The following is an 18,259-nucleotide window of genomic DNA, read 5'->3' as shown; positions in this document are numbered from 1 at the left end:
ACCCTATGCGGCCGTATCCGATCGTGGATTTCGGGCCGGGGCGCGGCCGGAGCGGTGTCCGTCCAGGCGCACCGCCCCGCGCGCACCGGCGAGAACGATCCCCGACGAGCGGCGATCCTGTGCCGCAGGAACTCTCAGGAAACTCTTTCCCGCGGAACCTAGCGGGCGGCCCGATCCGACGCCATGCTGTACCCACTTCGGAAGATCCGGTCGCACAGGAGGTGAATGTCATGTCCCGCAGTGAATTCGAGAGCATCGTCGACGGTCTGTTCCCGATCGGGTCGCGATGGTTCCTGTTCTGCCTCCTCGGCGGGATCGCCCTCGCCCTGGCGTGGCGGCCGCTGACCGCATCCCGGCGGCGGACCGTCGTCGATCCGCCGCTCACGGCGACCGAGCTCGCCTGTATCCGGTCCCGGCAGGCGCCGGTCGTCGTGGCGCTCGCGCAGCTCCGGGCCGGCGCGCAGGTGGAAACGGCGCCGGGGGCGGGCGGCACTCCCCCGCCGCCCGACGCCGACCGACTCACCCGGGCCGTCCACGCGCATTGCGCGGGCCTCACGTCGTACACGGTGAACGCGGTCGTCGTCGCCCTCGCGGACGAACTCGACGCGCTCGAGGACCGCCTCGCCGCGCGGGGCTACCTGCGATCCGCGACGGAGCGCTGGCGGATGCGGCTGGGTGCGGCTCCCGTGACGGCCTGCGCGGTCGGTGGCGCGGCCGGCGTCCTGATCCTGGCCGTGCTGGGGCGCGAGTCGGCGGCGCTGGTGACGAGCGTCCTCATGCCGTCCCTGATCGTGGCCGTCGTCGTGGTCCCGCGCCTGTGGTCGATCGACCGCGAGACCCGCGCCGGGAAGCGCCTGCTGCGCGCCGAGCGGACCCGCCTGGAGTACCTGGCGCCGTCCCGCCGGCCCGCCTGGTCCACCTACGGCGGAGCAGCGGTCGGTCTGTCCGTCGCCGTCTTCGGCACGGCCGCGCTGTGGCAGTTCGACGGCGCCTACGCGGAGGGCGTCGAGCTCGCCGGCGACGCCGCATCGTCCGGCGACGGTGGGGGCTCGTGCGGCGGCGCGTCGTGCGGCGGTGGTGGCGGTGGCGGCTGCGGGGGTTGTGGCGGCTGCGGCGGGTGCGGAGGATGAGCGCCGCGACCCGCACCGTTCCCGCCCTGGGGCCGCTCGGCGTGGGCTGGCGGCGCGAGATCGCGGGCGTGATCGCCGACCTGCGGCCCGGATTCTGCGAGGTGATCGCCGAGTCGGTGCGGATCCGTCGCGGCCGAGCGGAGACCGATCCGCTGCTCGTGGACCTGCGCGCCCGCGGTGTGCCACTGGTGCCGCACGGCGTCGCGCTCTCCTTGGGCGGGGTCGACGCGCTCGAGCCGGAGCGGGTGCACCGCCTGGCGGCGTGCGCCGAGGCTTTCGGCGCGCCGCTGGTCAGTGAGCACATCGCCTTCGTGCGCGCCGGCGGGATCGAGGCGGGACACCTCCTCCCCGTTCCCCGCACCCGGGAGGCGCTCGACGTGCTGGTCCGCAACATCACGCGGATGCAGGACGCGCTGCCGGTACCGCTCGCGGTGGAGAACATCGCGGCCTTCCTGCGCTGGCCCGAGGAGGAGTTCACAGAGGCGGAGTTCCTGACCGAACTGCTCAATCGCACCGGCGCGCTGCTCGTGCTCGACGTGGCGAACGTCTACGCGAACGCCCTCAACCGCGGACGCGACCCGCAGGAGGAGATCGCCCGACTGCCGGTCGACCGGATCGCCTACAGCCACGTGGCCGGGGGCTCCGAGCGTGGCGGTCGCTACCACGACACGCACACCGATCCGGTGAACGCGGGCGTACTGACGCTGGTCGCGGCGGTGCGGGAGCGCGCGGACGTGCCGTTCATGCTGGAACGCGACGGCCGCTACCCGCCCGCGGTGGAGCTCTTCGACGAGCTCGACGCCATCGCCGTGGCCGCCGGCTGCGCGCCGATCACGGAGCGCGCGCGGAAGGAGTGGGTATGAGCCTGCGGGAACGCCAGGAGTCCCTGGTCCGGGCGCTCGTCGCCGACGGTCCCGTGCCCGAGGGCTTCGACCCGGCTGAGGTCGCCGCGGCCGGCGCGGTCTGCCGGCACAAGCGCGACGCGCACGCCGCTCACGAGGAGCCCGTGCCCCGCGGGCGACGGTGGCCGCCGCGTCGGGCGTGATCGGTCAGAACGGCGGCCAGGGGATCGGCCGGTTCGGGGTCGGCAGCGGCATGGCGCCGAGCTCGAGGAGGATCGCGGCCCGCTCCGCGAGAGCGTCCTGCTCCTCGTCCGTGATGAGCCCCGCGAGGTCCGGAGGTGCGGCGCGGAACGCCTCGACGTCCGCGAGCAGGTCGTCGCCTACCGCGCGGCCCGCCCAGCCCCACAGCACCGTCCGCAGCTTCGGCGCGGTGTGCAGGCAGATGCCGTGGTCGACTCCCTGGACGCGGCCGTCGGGACCGACGAGCACGTGGCCGCCCTTGCGGTCGGCGTTGTTGATGAGCACGTCGAGGACGGCGAGGCGGCGCAGCTGCGGGTCGTCGGCGTGCGCGAGGGCAACCTCCGCGATGCCGTCCGGTGCATCGGCGTCCTCGACGTAGCCGGTGAAGACCGTGAGGTAGTCGTCGGGCACCGCGTCGAGCGGGAACAGGTCGACCAGGTCGGGGCCCGTACCGGCATCCGGTTCGGGCTCCACGACCCAGCGCTGCACCATCCCGGGCCCGAGCGGACCGTCGCGCAGGACGGTCTCCGGGACGAGCCCCCAGCCGAGCGCCTCGGAGACCCGGTACGAGGCGACCTCCCGGCCCGCGAGGGTTCCGTCGGGGAAGTCCCACAACGGCACCTCGCCGCGGATCGGTTTGTAGACCGCCCGCTCCCCGGTCTCGCCGAGGTCACAGAGCAGGGTGGCGTTGGAAGCGCTCGTGATCCGGCCGAGGATCGTCAGGTCGGCGCTCTCGAGGTCCACCGTGAGGTCCACCTACTCGTCCTCGGCGCCGAACGCGGCGCCGCGGCGGTAGCCGTTGAGGCGCACGCACATGTGCCCGTCGGCGTCGAGCGGCTCGCCGCACAGCGGGCACGCCGGGCGGCCGGCGCCGAGGACCTTCTCGGAGCGGTTCGCGAACTCACGCGCTGCGACGGGAGTGAGGAAGACGCGTACCGCGTCGGGGCCCTCCTCGGCGTCGTCGGCCAGCACCACGGACTCGTCGAGCTCCTGCTCGGTGATGGCGAGCAGCTCGATGACCACCGCCTTCTCCTCGGAGTCCCAGCCCAGGCCCATGGTGCCGACGCGGAACTCCGCGTCGACGGGCATCACGAGCGGCTGCAGGTCGGTGACCGGCGTGTCGGCGGCCGGCATCGCGGTGCCGAACCGGCGCGCGACCTCGTCGAGCAGCGCCGCGATGCGCTCGGCGAGCACCTCGACCTGCTGCTTCTCCAGGAGCACGGAGACGATGCGGGATTCGTGCACGGCCTGCAGGTAGAAGGCCCGGTCGCCGGGCTGGCCGACGGTGCCCACGACGAACCTGTCGGGGGTGCGGAAAACATGGACGGAGCGGCTCATGCCTCGCCTCCCACCGTTGCCTCCTTGGCTGGACGTTTGGGCAGCGTGACGCTACCGGACGAATTGACGCACTGCACGAGCGGGCGTGCCGGACCGTAGGTCACGATCGACACCGATGCCGGTGCGACGAAGATCCGCTGGAACTGATCGAGGTGCGTACCGAGGGCGTCGGCGACGACCGCCTTGATCACGTCGCCGTGGCTGCACGCCACCCAGACCGCCCCGGGCCCGTGCTCCTCGGTGAACCGGCGGTCGGCGTCGCGGACCGCGGCGACGGCGCGGGCTTGAACCTCGGCGAGGCCCTCCCCGTCGGGGAAGACGGCGGCGGAGGGCTGCTGCTGCACGACCTTCCACAGTGGCTCCTGCAGCAGGTCCTTGATCTCCCGGCCGGTCCACGCGCCGTAATCGACTTCCACGAGTCGGTCGTCGACCTCCGGCCGTAGGCCGTGCGCCGCGGCGAGTGGCGCGAGGGTCTGCTCGCAGCGCAGCAGCGGGGAACGGACGGCCGCCACGAGGTCGACGTCGGCGAGGCGGCCGACGAGATCGGCGGCCTGGGCGCGGCCGGCCTCGTCGAGCGCGACGCCCTCGGCTCGTCCCGCGAGTACCCCGGAGGTGTTCGCCGTCGAGCGGCCGTGGCGCAACAGGATCACGGTCATGCCCCGAGTCTATGCGCGACCGCCACGTACACTTTCTGAAAGTGTTGGCACACCGTCGTGGATCCCACGGGTGCGTCTCGTGAAGGAGGAGCGATGACACTTCCGCCACTGCCGTCCGCGACGCCGGGAGGCTGGTCCCCCGGCCCGAATCCGCCCGCCCCAGCCGTGCAGGCGCCGATTCCGCCGCCGCGACCGGGGGAACCGGCGAGGCTGTACGGGCCCGCACTCCCGCCCGTCGCGGGAACGGACCTGCTGTTCGGCGCCTACTGGCGCGATGACGAGGTCCCGGCCCGGCCGCTGCTCCTCGGGGCGGCGGTCGTCGTCGGCGTGATCTCCGCGGCACTGCTGCCGGACCACGCGTTCGCCTCGGTGGGCGGGCTGATCGTGGTCGCCGCGGTCCTCCTTGCCCCGCTCTGCTTCGCGAAGAATCGCCGGTCCCCCTTCACCTGGGTCGCCGGAGCACTCGCCGCCGGCCTCGCCGCACTGCTCGTCCTGCGCGCGGCGGGCTGGCTCTCCGCTCTCGTGGTCATCGCACTGATCCCCCTCGTCTTCTCGGCGCTCGCGGGCGCGCGGACGGTGCGCGACATCGCCGCGAGCGCGGCACTGTGGCCGCTGTCGCTGGTCCGCAGCGCGCCCTGGGCGCGCAGGACCGTCGGGACCGTCCGACGGTTACCGATCGGCTGGCCCGTCCTACGCACGGCCGCGCTGTGCCTGGCTGCGCTCGTCGTCTTCGGCGCACTGTTCGCCACCGGTGACGCCGTCTTCGGTTCGTGGGTGCAGGCCCTGCTCCCACGGTTCGACGGTGGGGGTCTCCTCTGGCGCGCCGTGCTGGCCGCGTTCGTCGCCGTGCTCACGCTCGGCGTCGGGTACACGGCGATCAACCCGCCGGGCCCGGTGGTGGGGACCTCGCTCTTCGCGGATCGCCGCGCCCTGCACCGGTACGAGTGGCTGGCGCCGCTCGGTGTGGTGATCGCGATGTTCGCCGGTTTCGTCGCGGCGCAGGCGACGACGCTGTGGGCGGGACACGAGTACGTCCAGCGGACGGCGGGCGTGACCTACGCAGAGTCGGTGCACAGGGGCTTCGGCCAGCTCACCGTCGCGACCCTGCTGGCGCTGCTGGTCGTGGGGCTCACGTGGTGGGCGGCGCCGCGCGAGACCCGGTCCGACCGGCTGGCGCTGTCCGTCTCCCTGGGCATCCTGTGTGCGCTCGCCCTCGTCGTGGTGGTCTCGGCCTTGTACCGGATGCACGTCTACCAGCAGGCCTACGGCTTCACCGTGCTCCGACTCGTGGTGGACGCCTTCGAGCTGTGGATGGGCGCGCTGCTCGTCCTGGCGGCGGTCGCCGTCGCCTTCCGCGCCGTCGCGCTGCTCCCCCGGGCCGCACTGTGCTCAGCGGCCCTCGTGCTGTTCGGCCTGGGCCTGATGAATCCGGAGGCGTGGGTGGCCGAACACAACGTCGCGCGGTTCGAGGAATCGGGCAAGGTCGACCTCGACTACCTCGCCACCCTCGGGCCGGATGCGAGGCCGGCGATCGCCCGGCTGCCAGCGGACCTGGCCCGCTGCGCCGTCGCCCCGACATCGAACGAGGGCGGATCGTGGCTCGACTGGAACCTCGGGAAGCAGCGCGCCGACGCGGTGGCCCTCGAGTCGAAGCGGGGCGCGGACGAGTGCGGCGTCGATGAGGCCCGCCGCTGACCATCGTCGGGGCGGCGGCCCCGCCTACGCGGCCACCACGGACCGCACCAGAGCGGAGGCCGCGGTGACGGCATCGTCGGACGCCGGGAGCAGCGGGAGGCGCACGGCGGGCGTCGCGATCCGGCCCTGCGCGGCGAGGACGCCCTTGATCACCGTGGGGTTGGGCTCGGAGAACAGCGCTGCGGCCAGGCTCGCGAGCGCACCGCCGATCACCCGGGCCTCCTCGATCCGGTGCTCGCGCCACGCGGCGACCAGGGCGGCGAACTCCCCCGCGGCGACGTTCGCGCTGGCGGAGATCACGCCGTGCCCGCCCAGGGCAAGCAACGCGCCGGCGAACGGATCATCGCCCGCCAGGACCGAGACCGCGCCGGGCGTCGCCGTGTTGATCGCCGCAAGCAGGCGCACCGTCGTCTCCGTGACACCGCCCGCCGCATGCTTGAACCCGGACACTCCGTCGATCGCCGCAAGGTCCAGCAGCGTCTCCAGCGACAGCGTGCGGCCGGTCCGCTGCGGAACGTCGTAGACGACCAGCGGCACCGGGCTCGCCGCCGCGACGCGGCGGTAGTGCTCGACCACGCCCGCCTCGGACGGCCGGGTGTAGTACGGCACCACGACCAGGGCGAAGTCGGCGCGCGGATGGATGTCGCGCAGAGCCTCCGCCGTGCCTTCGGTCGCGTTGGTGCCGGCGCCGACGGTGAAGACCGCGTGGTGCTCGGCGCAGACCCCGCCGATGAGGTCGATCACGGCGGTCCGCTCCGCCGCCGACAGCGTCGCGGGTTCCCCGGTGGTGCCGAGCGCGAGGAGGCCGTCCGCACCGTCGGCCAGGGTGTCGTGGGCGAGGCGTTCGAGTGAGATGAGGTCGACGGAGCCGTCCGCGGCGAAGGGCGTGACGAGCGGGACATGAAGGCCGGTGAGCTGCATGGTCTCAGATTCCGGCACGACGAGCGGAAGGTCCAGCGCAAGATTTCGATGTCGAGCGTAAGCTTACGTGATGCTGGATGTGCATCGCCTGCGGCTTCTCCGGGAGCTCTCGCTGCGCGGCACCATCGCGGCCGTCGCGCACGCGCTCGACTACACGCCGTCGGCCGTCTCCCAGCAGCTCTCGACACTCGAGAAGGAGGCCGGGCGTCCCCTGCTCGAGCGCACCGGGCGCAGCGTGCGCCTGACCGAGGCCGGGCGGATCCTCGTGGGCCATGCCGACGCGGTTCTCGAACGCCTGGAACGCGCCCGCGCCGAGATCGACGCCCTCGGCACGGAGGTCGCGGGTGAGCTACGGATCGGCGCCTTCGGTTCCGCCATGCGCACCGTCGTCACCCCGGCGCTGCTGCGGCTCTCGCGCGACCACCCCCTGCTCCGGGTGCGTGTCACCGAGATCGACCCCGCGACCGCGCCGGAGGAGCTGCGCTCGCGGCGGCTCGACGTGGCGCTGATCCAACGCTACGACTGCCTGCCCGCGCGCGACGAGCCGGCGCTGGACACCGAGCCGCTCTTCGACGAGGCCGTGCACCTCGCCACCCGCCGCGACGGTCCGCGTGCGCTGCGCGAGTGCGCCGAGGCGCGCTGGATCTCCGGCACCGTCGGCACGATGTGCGACGACGCCACCGTCCGCACCTGCGAGAACGCGGGCTTCACACCCCGGGTTCGACACCGCACCGACGACTTCGCCGCAGTCCTGGCGCTGGTCGAGGCCGGGCAGGGCGTGGCCGTGATCCCCGACCTGGCGGCCGTCGACGTGCCGGGGAACGTCCTCCTCACCCCGCTCGACGTGGTGCGGCACACCGCCCTCGCCTACCGGCGCGGCGCGCAGGGCGATCCCCTCATCGGAGCGGCGCGGGCGGCACTCAGGTCGCGCTGATCACGCCGCCCCACAGCAGGCCGAGCACGAGGAAGCCGACGATGATGCGGTACCCCACGAACCAGTTCAGCGAGTGCTTCGCCACGAAGTTCAGCAGCCAGGCGATGGCCGCGTAACCCACCGCGAAGGCGATCACCGTCGCGACCAGCAACTGCGGCCCCGACGCATGCAGGCCCTCGCCCGCCGGCGCGAAGGCGTCCGGAAGGCTGAACAGGCCGGACGCAGTGACCGCGGGGATCGCGAGCAGGAAGGACAGGCGCACCGCGGCCTCGCGGGTGAGGCCGAGGAACAGGCCCGCGCTCGACGTGGCGCCCGATCGCGAGACGCCGGGGATCAGCGCGAGGCACTGCGCGAGCCCCATCAGGATGCCGTCGCGGGCCGTGACCTGCTCCAGCGGGCGCTGCCGGTTCGCGTACACCTTCGAGCTCACGTACTCCGCGGCGAAGATGACGATCGAGAAGACGATGAGCATCGTCGCCACCAGGTACAGGTTGCGCGCCGCCGTGCGGATCTCATCCTTGAACAGATAGCCCAACACGCCGATCGGGATAGTGCCGATGATCACGTACCAGCCGATCCGGTAGTCCACGCCCCGCTCGGCCTTGTCGACGAGCCCGCGGAACCACGCGATGACGATGCGGTAGATGTCCCGCGCGAAGTAGATGAGGACCGCCAGCTCGGTGCCGAGCTGGGTGACCGCGGTGAACGACGCGCCGGCGTCGTCGCCGAACCAGAGCTCCGAGACGATCCGTAAGTGGCCGGACGACGAGACGGGTAGGAACTCCGTCAATCCCTGCACCACACCGAGCACGATCGCCTGCAACCACGTCATGTCCACCCGGGCAGGCTACCGGCCGGTCCGCCGCACGGCCCGGGGCGGTAGTTTCGAGGGATCATGACCCGCACATTCGCCTCCCGGATCGCCGCCCTCGCCGTCATCGCGGCGGTCGCCCTCACCGGCTGCACGACCACGCCCGCCCGGGAGGACCGCCCGACGATCGTGCCGGCCCAGCCGGCGGTCGCGCCCGAGCCGGCGACCGCTCCCGCCGGCGTGGTCGTCCCGTCCGCCGCGGGCGAGGGCCTGGCGTTCGACCCGACCAGCCGCCGCCTCGCCGCGATCAGCGGCACCGAGGTGGTGCAGTACTCCGTCGACGGCGGCCTCACGGAGGTCGCTCGCTCCGCGATGCAGGCGCGCCCCGTCCAGGTCGTGCCGAACGCCGGGGGCGGATTCCTCGTTGCGGCCGGGAAGCAGGCCGTCGTGCTCCCCGCCGGGGGAGCCACAGTCGGTCGCGCGACCTTCGACATCGACGGCGACGTGCTCACGGTCGCCCCGTACCGCGAGGACGGTCGCTCCCTCCTCGCCGGCACGAGCGACGGCAGGATCGTCGCGCTCGGCGGGTCGTCGGGACCGAAGACCATCACCGGCCCGGTCGAGGCGAGCAGGCTCCTCGTGCACGACGGCGACGTGGCGGTCGTGGATCGCCTGCAATCCTCGGTGTCGGAGGTCGACGTCGCCGGCGGAAAGCTCGGCAAGGGGCTCCGCGTGGGCCGCGGCATCACGAATGCGGCCGTCGATCAGTACGGGCGCCTGTTCGCCGTCGACACCGGGAAGAACCAGGTCATCGGCTACACGATCGCACCGCTGATGGAGCGCTTCCTGTACCCGGAGGCGGGTTCGCCGTGGGCCGTCGACTACGACGGCACCGACAAGCTGATGTGGGTGACCCGCACCGCGACGAACGAGGTGGTCGGCTATGCGCTGAACACCGGCATCCCCGAACAGCGCAAGCTGTACCCCACCGTCCGCCAGCCCAACGCGATCGCGGTGGACCCGAAGACCGGGACCCTGTACGTGCAGTCGGCGACCGGCGCCGGTATCCAGGCGATCCCGACTCGATAGGGAACGGACATTGACCAGCAGTACCCGGAGTGCCCCCGACGAGGACGAGTACGATTTCCTGCCGTTGCGATTGCCGCGGGAGGTCTCCCGGGTGACCGCGGCGATGCGGCTGACCATCGAGGCCGAGTTCGGCGGGTGGGAGCTCTCCCGCGTGCGGCTGTACACCGACGGTTCGCGGCGGGTCCTGCTGCGCCGCAAACGCACCAAAACGTCCGGCATGCTGCCGCCGGACGCCACGAAGGGGTTGTGAGCACCATGTCGGCGATGTCCCAGGCGATCTACCGGTCGATTCTGAAGGTGATGTTCCTCGTCTCTCCCGAGCAGATCCACCACTGGGTGTTCGGCCTGATCCGGGGCACCACCGCGGTGCCGCCCATCCGGGCCGGGATCCGACGTGGCCTCGCGCACCGCGATCCGATCCTCGAGCAGACCGTCTTCGGCGTCCGCTTCCCCGCTCCCGTGGGCCTGGCCGCCGGCTTCGACAAGAACGCCCGCGCCGTCAACGGCTGGGGCGCGCTCGGCTTCGGCTTCGCCGAGATCGGCACGGTCACCGCGCACGCGCAGCCCGGCAATCCGGCGCCGCGCCTGTTCCGGCTGCCCGCCGACCACGCTCTCATCAACCGTATGGGCTTCAACAACTACGGCGCCGGCGCCGCCGCGAACGAGCTGCGCAAGCGCGACGCCGGGCCGAGCGCAGTGCCGATCGGCGCGAACATCGGCAAGACGAAGGTGACCCCGTTGGAGGGTGCGGCAGACGACTACCGCGTCAGCGCCATGCTGCTGGGCCCGCTGGCCGACTTCATCGTGGTCAACGTCTCCTCCCCCAACACCCCCGGCCTGCGCGACCTGCAGGCCACTGAGTCGCTGCGACCCCTGCTCCAGGCCGTACTCGACACCGTCACGGTGCCGGTGCTGGTGAAGATCGCGCCGGACCTGGCCGACGAGGACGTGGACGCCGTCGCCGACCTGGCGAAGGAACTGGGCCTCGCGGGCATCGTCGCGACCAATACCACCATCGGCCGCGCGGGCCTGGCGACCCCGGACCACGAGGTCGCGGAGATCGGTGCGGGCGGCCTGTCGGGCCGGCCGGTGAAGGCGCGCTCGCTGGAGGTGCTGCGCCGCCTCGCCGCCCGCGTCGGCGACGATCTGGTGCTGATCTCGGTGGGCGGCATCGAGACCGCCGACGACGTCTACGAGCGCATCCGCGCGGGCGCCTCGCTCGTGCAGGTGTACACGCAGTTCATCTACGGCGGCCCCGCGTGGACCCGATCGGTGCACAAGCAGTTGGCGGCGCGACTGCGCGCCGACGGCTTCACGTCGATCTCCGATGCCGTGGGCGTCGATCGCGCATAGCAATGATGATCTGCACGATGTCGCTCTAGGAATTGCTCGTCAAGACCTATCTTCGTTCGAATCGCCTTCCTACATTGGAAGACATGAGCTAGTCGGACGACGCGTTCACCCTGGGGAGGCGGGTAAGCACCCCGCTGCCGTCGGTGTTCGACGGTGCGGTGTCCGGGTTGAGCGCCGCGGGCGCGCTGTCGCGCCTGCGGGTGTTGACCGCGGAGCAGATCCGGTTGGAGGCGGAGCGTTCCGCGGTTTTGACCAGGCTCTACGAGCTGCGTGACGACGCGCGCCGGGTGCGCGAGGAACCCTCATACCGGTTCGTCGACGATTGAGACGAGCTGGTCGCCGAGGTCGGCGCCGCCCTGGGTACCGGGCGATCGGCGGCCGCGTCGGCGGTGCACCGTGGGCTGGATCTGCGGGAGCGTTGCCCACATGTGTTCGAACTGTTCGCCGCGGGATCGGTGTCGCTGGCGGTGGTGCGGGAGGTGCTGCGCGGCTCCGAGGCGGTCCTCGACGAGCAGATCGCCGCGGCCTACGACGAACGGATCAGTAGGTGGCTCGCGGCGCGGGTCGGGCAGTCGATCACCTCGCGCGCGGTTGCGGACGCGGCACGCTCGGTGCTCGTCCGGCTCGACCCGGCGGCTGCACGGGAGACTCCTCCGCCTGCTCCGCGGGAGCGGCTCGAATTCCATGCCCGCGCCGACGGACTGGTGGATGTGGAGGCGGTCATGCCCAAGCCGGACGCGATTCGCCTGTCCGCGCTGGTCGGGCCGGTCACGCAGTCGGTGTGCCGGGAGGACGGCCGCACCCTCGGGCAACGGCAGGTCGCCGCGCTGGTCGCGCTGGCGGAAGGGTACGAGAGCCTCGGCTGCCGGTGCGGGCGCGAGGAGTGCGAACTCCGTGAAGCTCGATCGCGGAGCGGGGCCGTCTCGCAGGACATTCAGGCCCTCGCGGTGATCGTCCTCAACGAGACCGATCTAGCAGACCTCGCCGATACGGAGCAGGACCTGTTCACCTCCGGGCCGGAGGCCGAGTCACCACTCCCGCCCGAACCGGTACGCGGACCCGAAGCCGATACGGGCGCGGTGGTGCTCACCGGTGATCCGGGAACCACCGGCCCGGTCACCGTCGAACAGGCCAGGGCGTTGATCGCCGCCAGCAGCACGCAGTGGCGGGTCCTCGGACGGCGTGCCCACGCCACCGGCGAGATCCACATGCGCGGCGCCGGCGGGTATCGGCCCACCTGGTACCAACTGCTGGTGATGCGCCTGACCTACCCCACCTGCGTCTTCCCCGGCTGCAGCACACCGTCCGGCCGCTGCCAGGCCGACCACGTCGCCGAGTACGACCACGATGACCCCGCCGCGGGCGGGGCGACCACCGTCGCCGGCAAGAACACCGTGGGGAACCTGGTACCGCTGTGCGGATTCCACCACCGCATCAAAACCGAGACCGGCTGGCTCTCCGACATCCTGCCCGACGGCACCGTCGAATGGCGCCACCCCACCGGCGGCACCTACACCGTCCCACCCGGCACCACCCGACAGCTGCTCCCCGGACTCGAGAAGATCATCTGGGACGCACCCGAACCCACCCGACCACCGACACCCAAGAACCCCGACGGCCTGGCCACCGCCGCCACACGCCGCGCCAAAGCCCGCACAGCGCTACGCGCCCAGAACCGACTGCTGCGCCACCGCCGCCACCAACAACGCAACACCGCCGCCGAAACCCGAGCCCGCGAACACGAACGCGCCCAAGCCGAAGCCGCGGGCGAGGCCTACGACGACACTCAGCCGCTCAAACCCCCGCCCTTCTGAGCAGCGTGGCGAGTGAGCACATCAGATCCTGTCAGGCCTGCGCGTAGGTGGCGGTGATCGAGCCGCGGGCGATCGCGGCACCGAAGAGGTTGAAGCCCAGGTAGGCGGGCGTCGCGGTCGCGGGCAGGTCCAACTTCTCGACGCCCAGTGCGTGCACCACGAAGATGTAGCGGTGCGGGCCGTGCCCGGCGGGCGGCGCGGCGCCGATGTACCGCGGCAGGCTCGCGTCGTTGTTCAGCGTCAGCGCGCCCTCCGGAAGGGAGCCGGGCGCACCGTCGCCCGCACCCTCGGCGAGGGACGTGACGGAGGCGGGGATGTTCGCGACAGCCCAGTGCCAGAAACCGGAGGCCGTCGGCGCGTCGGGGTCGTAGCAGGTGACCGCGTAGGACTTGGTTCCCTCGGGTGCGCCGCTCCAGGACAGCTGGGGCGAGACGTCCTCGCCGCCCGCGCCCATGATGCCGCTGCGGTGCGGTACGGGCAGCTCGGCACCGTCGACGATGCTCTCGGAGGTCACGGTGAGTGCCGGAAGGGCCGGCAGCCCCGCGTACGGATCGAACGAATCGGTCATCTCGAATCCTCTCGTGTTGCGCGGTTTCTCCAGGAGCCCATCAGCTCTAGGAGTTCATCAGGAAGTGCTCGAAGACCTGCGTGCCGAATTTCAGCGCGTCGACGGGCACCCGCTCGTCGACGCCGTGGAACAGGGCCGCGAAGTCCAGGTCCTCCGGGAGTTGCAGCGGCGCGAAGCCGAAGCAGCGGATACCGAGCTTGGCGAAGGCCTTCGCGTCGGTGCCCCCCGACAGCATGTATGGCACCGTCCGGCCGTCGGCGTCGAACGCGAGGATCGCCTCGTTCATCGCGTCCACGAGATCGCCGTCGAACTGGGTTTCGTACGAGTCGAGCTTGGTGATCCATTCCCGCTCGATGTCGGGTCCCAGGATCTCGTCGAGCTCCCTCTCGAACGCCGCCTGCCGGCCCGGCAGCACGCGGCAGTCGACCACCGCCTCGGCGCTCTGCGGGATGACGTTGGCCTTGTAGCCGGCGCGGAGCATCGTCGGGTTCGCGGTATCGCGCAGGGTGGCGCCGACGATCCGGGCCAGCCCGCCGATCTTCGCCAGCTGACCCTCGACGTCCGGACCGTCCACGTCGATATCGATCGTGGACTCGCGATCGAGCGCCCGCAGGAACTGGATGACCGTGTCGGTGAGGACGAGCGGGAACTTGTGCCGGCCGAGTCGAGCGACCGCCTCGGCGAGCACGGTCACGGCGTTGTCCTCGTGCACGAACGAGCCGTGTCCCGCGCGCGCCTTGGCGGTCAACCGCATCCAGCACATGCTCTTCTCGGCGGACTCCACGAGGTACAGGCGCTTCTTGTCGCCCGACGGGGTGTCGACCGTCAGCGAGAAGCCGCCCACCTCGCCGACGGCTTCGGTCACGCCCGTGAACAGGTCAGGGCGGTGCTGCACCAGCCAGTGCGAGCCCCACGTGCCGCCTGCCTCCTCATCGGCCAGGAAGGCGAACGTGATGTCGCGCGGGGGCACCGTGCCCGTCGACTTCAACTGCCGTGCGAGCGCGAGCATGATGCCGCACATGTCCTTCATGTCGACCGCGCCGCGACCCCAGACGTAGCCGTCCTCGACGGCGCCGGAGAACGGGTGCACGCTCCAGTCGGCGGGCTCGGCGGGCACCACGTCGAGGTGGCCGTGCACGAGCAGGGTGCCGCGTTTGGGGTCGGCACCCTTGAGAGTGGCGAAGACATTGCCGCGCCCGGGCTGGCCGGACTCGACGTACTCGGTCTCGTAGCCGACCTCCTCGAGGCGCGCCTGGACCCAGCGGGCGCACTCGGCCTCTCCCTTGGTGGTCTCGAGCTCACCGGTGTTGGAGGTGTCGAATCGGATCAGGGCGCTCACGGTCTCGACGACCTCGTCGAGCGCGTTCACTGCAGTAGCCACACCCATATGAGTACCACGGACGCCCGACCGCATCATCGCGCCTACGAGGGTCCCGACGTGCCGATTTGGTTTCCCGGGCGCGCGTGGATTACTGTGAACGAGCTTCCCAGCGCGGGTGGCGGAATGGCAGACGCGCTAGCTTGAGGTGCTAGTGTCCTATTAACGGACGTGGGGGTTCAAGTCCCCCTCCGCGCACAGAACAAAAACCCCGGCTCCGGCCGGGGTTTTCGTCTTTTTCACGGGTTCCGACGGTTTCCGTCGTGGAGATTCAGCGCACCGGTTGCGGCGCCAGTTCGATCCGGTGCGTCGGATCCCAGGCGACGTCGCCGTGCAGCGAGGAGAAGCTGTACTCCAGCTTCTCCGTCCCGCCGGTCTCGTCCAGCCGCAACGCCGACAGCCGGCCCCGAGCGAGCAAGCGGCCCTCGGCGTCGAAGATCGTGGCGTCGCGCTCGGTGATGGCGTCGTAGTCGGCGTGGAAGGCCTCGTACAGTTCTCGGCCGGTGTACGTGTCCATCCGTTCATGGTGCTCCCGTTCCCCGCCGTGTGCGACGGATTCGAGGGCGTTCGAGACATTCGGAACAGTTCCCGTGAAGCTGTCCCCGTGCCGCGGAGCGGAGCGGGACGGCGCACCGTCTGGCAGGCTGGCGGACGTGCCGCAGTCGATCGAGCCCACCCGCCTCCGCAAGCTCCGTGACATCATGCCGGTGACCCGATTCGGGGTCGGTGGTACCGACCTCGGCATCGCCTGCCGGGTCGGGGACGAGGTGCTCTACGTCTTCGGCGACACCTTCGAGGGCCTCAGCATCGGGGCCGGCGAATGGCGCTCTCCCGTCGGCCTCTTCGGGGACCGCAACGGCGTCATGAGCCGTCCCGCCGGACCGGACCCGGCCCGCGCACGCCAGCTGCTGGACTACTCGCACGACACCGGCCTGTTCACGACGATCCTGCCCACCACGTGCATCGAGGTCGACGGGTCGCTGTACCTGCACACGATGACGATGCAGAGCCTCGACACCGTCGTGCAGACCGGTCTGTGGCGCAGCGACGACGGTGCCGCCACCTGGCGCGAGGTCGCGCAGTACAACGCCGGCCACGCCGACGGCGCATGGTGCATGTGGGCGCTGTGCCCCGCACCCGACGGCTACACCTACAACGTCTCCACGGGCGGGCTCACGCGCGACAAGGGGCTGCGGCTGCACCGCATGCGGACCGAGACCCTCGGGACGCTCCGCAAGGGCGTCAACGTCGAGTGGGAGTCCTGGGGATGGCGGCAGGACACGGGCTGGGCGTGGGGCAACCCGCCCACGGACCTGGCGCTCGGTCAGGGTTACGGCGAGCTGTCGCTCTCGCTCGTCGAGGACACGTGGGTGCTCACGTACTTCGACGCCGCCGGCTACCGGATCGCGGCGCGCTTCGCCGACCGCATCGACGGCCGCTGGTCCGATCCCGTGACGCTGCTGCAGGGCTCGTCGTGGCAGGACGAGGACCACGCCGCCGGCCGGGTGGCGCAGCTCTACGGCGGATACCTCGTGCCGGGTTCGACGCTGGACGCGGCGCGGCTCGTCGTCTCGCAGTGGAACACCGCGGTCGGGCACCCGTACAAGTCGATGATGTTCACCGGCGCGCTGCGGCGCCCCTGACAGTCACCCCTGCTCGGTCAATCGCTCCTCGATGCACCGGACGGTCTGCTCGATCAGGGGCCGGAGGAGCTGCTGGACCTCGTCGTCCGAGATCGGCCTGCCCAGGATCACCGCGCCGAGCTGGGGGATCATGAACGGCGCGGCCTGCAGTCCGATCGCGGCGTACAGCGCGACCGCGGCCCGCAGATCGTCCGTTCCGCCCGTGACGGCCCGCAGCCGCTCGACCTTGCGCCGGTAGAACTCCCGCCGGCCTTCGCTGAAGGGCGGGGTCTCCCCCGCGTCGGCGTCGTAGTGCAGGGACTCCCACATCAGCAGCCGGACCAGCTCGGGATCGCGGCGGTGGTGGTCGTAGGCGGCCATGACGTGATCGGTGAGCGTCTGTCCCTCGAGGAACGGGCTGTGCTCGACGTGTTCGGTGAGCGCCTTCGCCATCACCACCTCGAACAGCCCCTCCTTGCTGCCGAAGTAGCCGTAGATCCGCTCCTTGTTCACGCCGGCCTCCGCCGCGATCCGGGCGACGCGGGCGCCGTCGAAACCGCGGCGGGTGAACTCGGTGCGCGCGGCGGCGATGAGCGCCTCGCTGGTGGGCGTGGATTCGTATCCGGCGGCGTCGGTCACGCCGACAGACTACCGCCAACCGTACGGTTGACGGGCCAACCGTACGGTTGCTAGTTTCGGCGCATGACGACGACAACGCCGCCCGAACTCGCTCGTCCCGCCCTCGTCCGCACCGGCTCGATCGCCGCCGTCGGCGCGCTGCCCATGGTGGGCCAGCTGTACGTCGTGCTGCCTCTGAGCGCCGAGATCGGGGCACTCCCCGGGGCCGGCGGCGCCACCGCCGCCCTGGCGAGCACTCTGTTCGCCGTGGTCTACGCGGTCGGCATCCTGGGGCTCGGACCGCTCGCCGATGCGGTCGGCGCCCGGAGGCTCATGATCGCGAGCGCAGCCGCCACGGCCGTCGTCACCATGTGCACCGCGTTCGCACCGTCCGCCTCCTGGTTCCTCCTGGGCCGCGCGGCGCAGGGCCTCGCCGCGGCGGCGTTCACCCCCGCGACCCTCGCGTACATCGCCCGCACCGCACCGATGTCGGCGCGCGTCCCGTTGAACACCGCGGCGATCGGCGCGGGTCTGGCCTCCGCCGTGGTGAGCCAGGTGGCCGCGCAACTGATCGCCCCGGCGGCGGGGATCACGGGCGTCTTCCTCGCCTTCGCCGCTGCCGCGGCGCTCGCGGCCGTCGCGGTCCGGACGCTGCTTCCCGGCGACGCCGCACCGGCCGGAGAGCGCCCCTCGCTCACCGCCGTGCACCGCGCGATCCCGGGACTGCTCGCCCGCCCGCGACTCGTCCTGCTCTACTGCACCGGCCTGACCTTCCTCAGCGTGCTCGTGGCGCTGTACACCGCCCTCGGCGCCGACGGTCGCTGGTCTGCGACGACCCTGCTGATCCTGCGCGCCAGCTCGCTGCCCGCGGTGATCGTCGCCAGGGTACTCACGCTGCGCCTGAGCGGCGTACCGGCCCAGGCCCGCATCCTGGGCGCGGTCGCCCTCGCGGTCACCGGAGCGCTGCTGTGCTCCAGCGGTGCGACGCTCGCAGTGGGCACGGGCCTGTTCCTCCTGGTCGGGTCGGTCGCGCTCGCCGCGCCGTCGGTGGTGGCGGAGGTGACCCGGCTCGGCGCGCCCGCGGTCGGTGCGGCCGCCTCGCTCTACACCGTCACGATCTTCGGCGGCGCGAGCCTCGGGGCGCCGCTCGACGCACTCCTCGGCGGCGGTCTGACGACGGTCGCGCTCGGCGGCGCCGCCGTCCTCGCCCTCGGTGGCCTGACCGCCGCGATCGCGACCCGCAACTGACC

General features: G+C 71.8%; 21 protein-coding genes and 1 tRNA gene. 13 read left to right on the top strand and 9 right to left on the bottom strand.

Features of this window, described 5'->3' with window-relative positions:
- Positions 1-230 precede the first annotated feature (230 nt).
- The 3 genes from FK530_RS14345 to FK530_RS14335 are packed head-to-tail and all read left to right on the top strand — an operon-like array spanning position 231 to position 2,175.
- Positions 231-1,130 (top strand): TIGR04222 domain-containing membrane protein, encoded by a 900-nt coding sequence (locus FK530_RS14345; protein ID WP_158645103.1) that lies wholly within the window; start codon positions 231-233, stop codon positions 1,128-1,130.
- On the top strand, positions 1,127-1,993 hold the full coding sequence (locus FK530_RS14340; protein WP_146487713.1) for an MbnB/TglH/ChrH family RiPP precursor modification enzyme: 867 nt from the start codon (positions 1,127-1,129) through the stop codon (positions 1,991-1,993). Before FK530_RS14345 ends, FK530_RS14340 begins: the two co-directional genes overlap by 4 nt.
- A complete protein-coding gene (locus FK530_RS14335) occupies positions 1,990-2,175 on the top strand; it encodes an SCO6045 C-terminal-like domain-containing protein (protein ID WP_146487712.1) in 186 nt (61 codons plus the stop codon). Before FK530_RS14340 ends, FK530_RS14335 begins: the two co-directional genes overlap by 4 nt.
- A gap of 4 nt (positions 2,176-2,179) precedes the next feature.
- Here FK530_RS14335 and FK530_RS14330 read toward each other — a convergent pair whose 3' ends face one another.
- Genes FK530_RS14330 through FK530_RS14320 form a run of 3 tightly spaced genes read right to left on the bottom strand, consistent with a single transcriptional unit; the run spans position 2,180 to position 4,206 of the window.
- A complete protein-coding gene (locus FK530_RS14330; RefSeq protein WP_231706638.1) occupies positions 2,180-2,968 on the bottom strand; it encodes an SCO1664 family protein in 789 nt (262 codons plus the stop codon).
- Positions 2,969-3,550: a DUF3090 domain-containing protein gene (locus FK530_RS14325; protein WP_146487711.1), complete on the bottom strand. Its 582-nt coding sequence runs from the start codon at positions 3,548-3,550 to the stop codon at positions 2,969-2,971.
- Positions 3,547-4,206 carry an MSMEG_4193 family putative phosphomutase gene (locus FK530_RS14320; protein WP_146487710.1) on the bottom strand — a complete coding sequence of 220 codons (660 nt, stop codon included), beginning with the start codon at positions 4,204-4,206 and terminating at the stop codon, positions 3,547-3,549. Before FK530_RS14320 ends, FK530_RS14325 begins: the two co-directional genes overlap by 4 nt.
- Before the next feature lie 93 nt (positions 4,207-4,299).
- Here FK530_RS14320 and FK530_RS14315 point away from each other — a divergent pair, with 93 nt between their 5' ends.
- Positions 4,300-5,901: a DUF4153 domain-containing protein gene (locus FK530_RS14315; RefSeq protein WP_146487709.1), complete on the top strand. Its 1,602-nt coding sequence runs from the start codon at positions 4,300-4,302 to the stop codon at positions 5,899-5,901.
- A 24-nt stretch (positions 5,902-5,925) separates the two neighbouring features.
- Here the strand turns inward: FK530_RS14315 and dapA are convergent, their stop codons facing one another.
- A complete protein-coding gene (gene dapA / locus FK530_RS14310) occupies positions 5,926-6,822 on the bottom strand; it encodes a 4-hydroxy-tetrahydrodipicolinate synthase (RefSeq protein ID WP_146487708.1) in 897 nt (298 codons plus the stop codon).
- A gap of 70 nt (positions 6,823-6,892) precedes the next feature.
- Here dapA and FK530_RS14305 point away from each other — a divergent pair, with 70 nt between their 5' ends.
- A complete protein-coding gene (locus FK530_RS14305; RefSeq protein ID WP_146487707.1) occupies positions 6,893-7,756 on the top strand; it encodes a LysR family transcriptional regulator in 864 nt (287 codons plus the stop codon).
- On the opposite strand, the gene FK530_RS14300 is transcribed toward FK530_RS14305, so the two are convergent.
- The gene (locus FK530_RS14300) at positions 7,743-8,588 is read right to left on the bottom strand and encodes an undecaprenyl-diphosphate phosphatase (RefSeq protein ID WP_146487828.1); all 846 of its coding nucleotides are present in this window, start codon (positions 8,586-8,588) and stop codon (positions 7,743-7,745) included. The genes FK530_RS14305 and FK530_RS14300 overlap by 14 nt on opposite strands.
- A 63-nt stretch (positions 8,589-8,651) precedes the next feature.
- Between FK530_RS14300 and FK530_RS14295 the strand changes: the two genes are divergently transcribed.
- The 5 genes from FK530_RS14295 (at position 8,652) to FK530_RS14275 (ending at position 12,823) form a co-directional block, all read left to right on the top strand.
- Positions 8,652-9,656 carry a YncE family protein gene (locus FK530_RS14295; RefSeq protein WP_146487706.1) on the top strand — a complete coding sequence of 335 codons (1,005 nt, stop codon included), beginning with the start codon at positions 8,652-8,654 and terminating at the stop codon, positions 9,654-9,656.
- Between the two features lie 10 nt (positions 9,657-9,666).
- Positions 9,667-9,906 (top strand): DUF5703 family protein, encoded by a 240-nt coding sequence (locus FK530_RS14290; protein ID WP_146487705.1) that lies wholly within the window; start codon positions 9,667-9,669, stop codon positions 9,904-9,906.
- A 14-nt stretch (positions 9,907-9,920) separates the two neighbouring features.
- A complete protein-coding gene (locus FK530_RS14285; protein ID WP_223120061.1) occupies positions 9,921-11,009 on the top strand; it encodes a quinone-dependent dihydroorotate dehydrogenase in 1,089 nt (362 codons plus the stop codon).
- Positions 11,010-11,152: 143 nt separating this feature from the next.
- Entirely contained in the window at positions 11,153-11,335 is a 183-nt protein-coding gene (locus FK530_RS14280; protein WP_146487704.1) for a hypothetical protein, read from the top strand.
- A gap of 6 nt (positions 11,336-11,341) precedes the next feature.
- Entirely contained in the window at positions 11,342-12,823 is a 1,482-nt protein-coding gene (locus FK530_RS14275; protein WP_146487703.1) for an HNH endonuclease signature motif containing protein, read from the top strand.
- Between the two features lie 31 nt (positions 12,824-12,854).
- Here FK530_RS14275 and FK530_RS14270 read toward each other — a convergent pair whose 3' ends face one another.
- Positions 12,855-13,391: a YbhB/YbcL family Raf kinase inhibitor-like protein gene (locus FK530_RS14270; protein WP_146487702.1), complete on the bottom strand. Its 537-nt coding sequence runs from the start codon at positions 13,389-13,391 to the stop codon at positions 12,855-12,857.
- 46 nt (positions 13,392-13,437) lie between these two features.
- Positions 13,438-14,778, bottom strand: a complete 1,341-nt coding sequence (locus FK530_RS14265) for a M20/M25/M40 family metallo-hydrolase (RefSeq protein ID WP_146487701.1) — start codon at positions 14,776-14,778, stop codon at positions 13,438-13,440.
- A gap of 103 nt (positions 14,779-14,881) precedes the next feature.
- On the opposite strand from FK530_RS14265, the gene FK530_RS14260 reads away from it, so the two are divergent.
- A tRNA-Leu gene (locus FK530_RS14260) sits at positions 14,882-14,967 on the top strand.
- A gap of 73 nt (positions 14,968-15,040) precedes the next feature.
- Here FK530_RS14260 and FK530_RS14255 read toward each other — a convergent pair.
- Positions 15,041-15,286 carry a hypothetical protein gene (locus tag FK530_RS14255; RefSeq protein ID WP_146487700.1) on the bottom strand — a complete coding sequence of 82 codons (246 nt, stop codon included), beginning with the start codon at positions 15,284-15,286 and terminating at the stop codon, positions 15,041-15,043.
- Positions 15,287-15,359: 73 nt separating this feature from the next.
- Here FK530_RS14255 and FK530_RS14250 point away from each other — a divergent pair, with 73 nt between their 5' ends.
- The gene (locus tag FK530_RS14250) at positions 15,360-16,412 is read left to right on the top strand and encodes a DUF4185 domain-containing protein (RefSeq protein WP_146487699.1); all 1,053 of its coding nucleotides are present in this window, start codon (positions 15,360-15,362) and stop codon (positions 16,410-16,412) included.
- A gap of 3 nt (positions 16,413-16,415) precedes the next feature.
- Here FK530_RS14250 and FK530_RS14245 read toward each other — a convergent pair whose 3' ends face one another.
- The gene (locus tag FK530_RS14245) at positions 16,416-17,030 is read right to left on the bottom strand and encodes a TetR/AcrR family transcriptional regulator (protein ID WP_146487698.1); all 615 of its coding nucleotides are present in this window, start codon (positions 17,028-17,030) and stop codon (positions 16,416-16,418) included.
- Between the two features lie 63 nt (positions 17,031-17,093).
- Between FK530_RS14245 and FK530_RS14240 the strand changes: the two genes are divergently transcribed.
- Positions 17,094-18,257 (top strand): MFS transporter, encoded by a 1,164-nt coding sequence (locus FK530_RS14240; RefSeq protein WP_146487697.1) that lies wholly within the window; start codon positions 17,094-17,096, stop codon positions 18,255-18,257.
- The last annotated feature ends 2 nt before the right edge of the window (positions 18,258-18,259 follow it).

Source organism: Tsukamurella conjunctivitidis (assembly GCF_007858475.1).
Taxonomy (GTDB): domain Bacteria; phylum Actinomycetota; class Actinomycetes; order Mycobacteriales; family Mycobacteriaceae; genus Tsukamurella; species Tsukamurella conjunctivitidis.
Note: the sequence above shows the minus strand (reverse complement) of the source record. Positions and strands in the feature narration are given on the sequence as shown.

Coding starts and splice junctions, on each gene's coding strand:
- FK530_RS14345 (WP_158645103.1), top strand. CDS start 231: ATGTCCCGCAGTGAATTCGAGAGCATCGTCGACGGTCTGTTCCCGATC.
- FK530_RS14340 (WP_146487713.1), top strand. CDS start 1,127: ATGAGCGCCGCGACCCGCACCGTTCCCGCCCTGGGGCCGCTCGGCGTG.
- FK530_RS14335 (WP_146487712.1), top strand. CDS start 1,990: ATGAGCCTGCGGGAACGCCAGGAGTCCCTGGTCCGGGCGCTCGTCGCC.
- FK530_RS14325 (WP_146487711.1), bottom strand. CDS start 3,550: ATGAGCCGCTCCGTCCATGTTTTCCGCACCCCCGACAGGTTCGTCGTG.
- FK530_RS14320 (WP_146487710.1), bottom strand. CDS start 4,206: ATGACCGTGATCCTGTTGCGCCACGGCCGCTCGACGGCGAACACCTCC.
- FK530_RS14315 (WP_146487709.1), top strand. CDS start 4,300: ATGACACTTCCGCCACTGCCGTCCGCGACGCCGGGAGGCTGGTCCCCC.
- dapA (WP_146487708.1), bottom strand. CDS start 6,822: ATGCAGCTCACCGGCCTTCATGTCCCGCTCGTCACGCCCTTCGCCGCG.
- FK530_RS14305 (WP_146487707.1), top strand. CDS start 6,893: ATGCTGGATGTGCATCGCCTGCGGCTTCTCCGGGAGCTCTCGCTGCGC.
- FK530_RS14300 (WP_146487828.1), bottom strand. CDS start 8,588: ATGACGTGGTTGCAGGCGATCGTGCTCGGTGTGGTGCAGGGATTGACG.
- FK530_RS14295 (WP_146487706.1), top strand. CDS start 8,652: ATGACCCGCACATTCGCCTCCCGGATCGCCGCCCTCGCCGTCATCGCG.
- FK530_RS14285 (WP_223120061.1), top strand. CDS start 9,921: ATGTCCCAGGCGATCTACCGGTCGATTCTGAAGGTGATGTTCCTCGTC.
- FK530_RS14270 (WP_146487702.1), bottom strand. CDS start 13,391: ATGACCGATTCGTTCGATCCGTACGCGGGGCTGCCGGCCCTTCCGGCA.
- FK530_RS14265 (WP_146487701.1), bottom strand. CDS start 14,778: ATGGGTGTGGCTACTGCAGTGAACGCGCTCGACGAGGTCGTCGAGACC.
- FK530_RS14255 (WP_146487700.1), bottom strand. CDS start 15,286: ATGGACACGTACACCGGCCGAGAACTGTACGAGGCCTTCCACGCCGAC.
- FK530_RS14240 (WP_146487697.1), top strand. CDS start 17,094: ATGACGACGACAACGCCGCCCGAACTCGCTCGTCCCGCCCTCGTCCGC.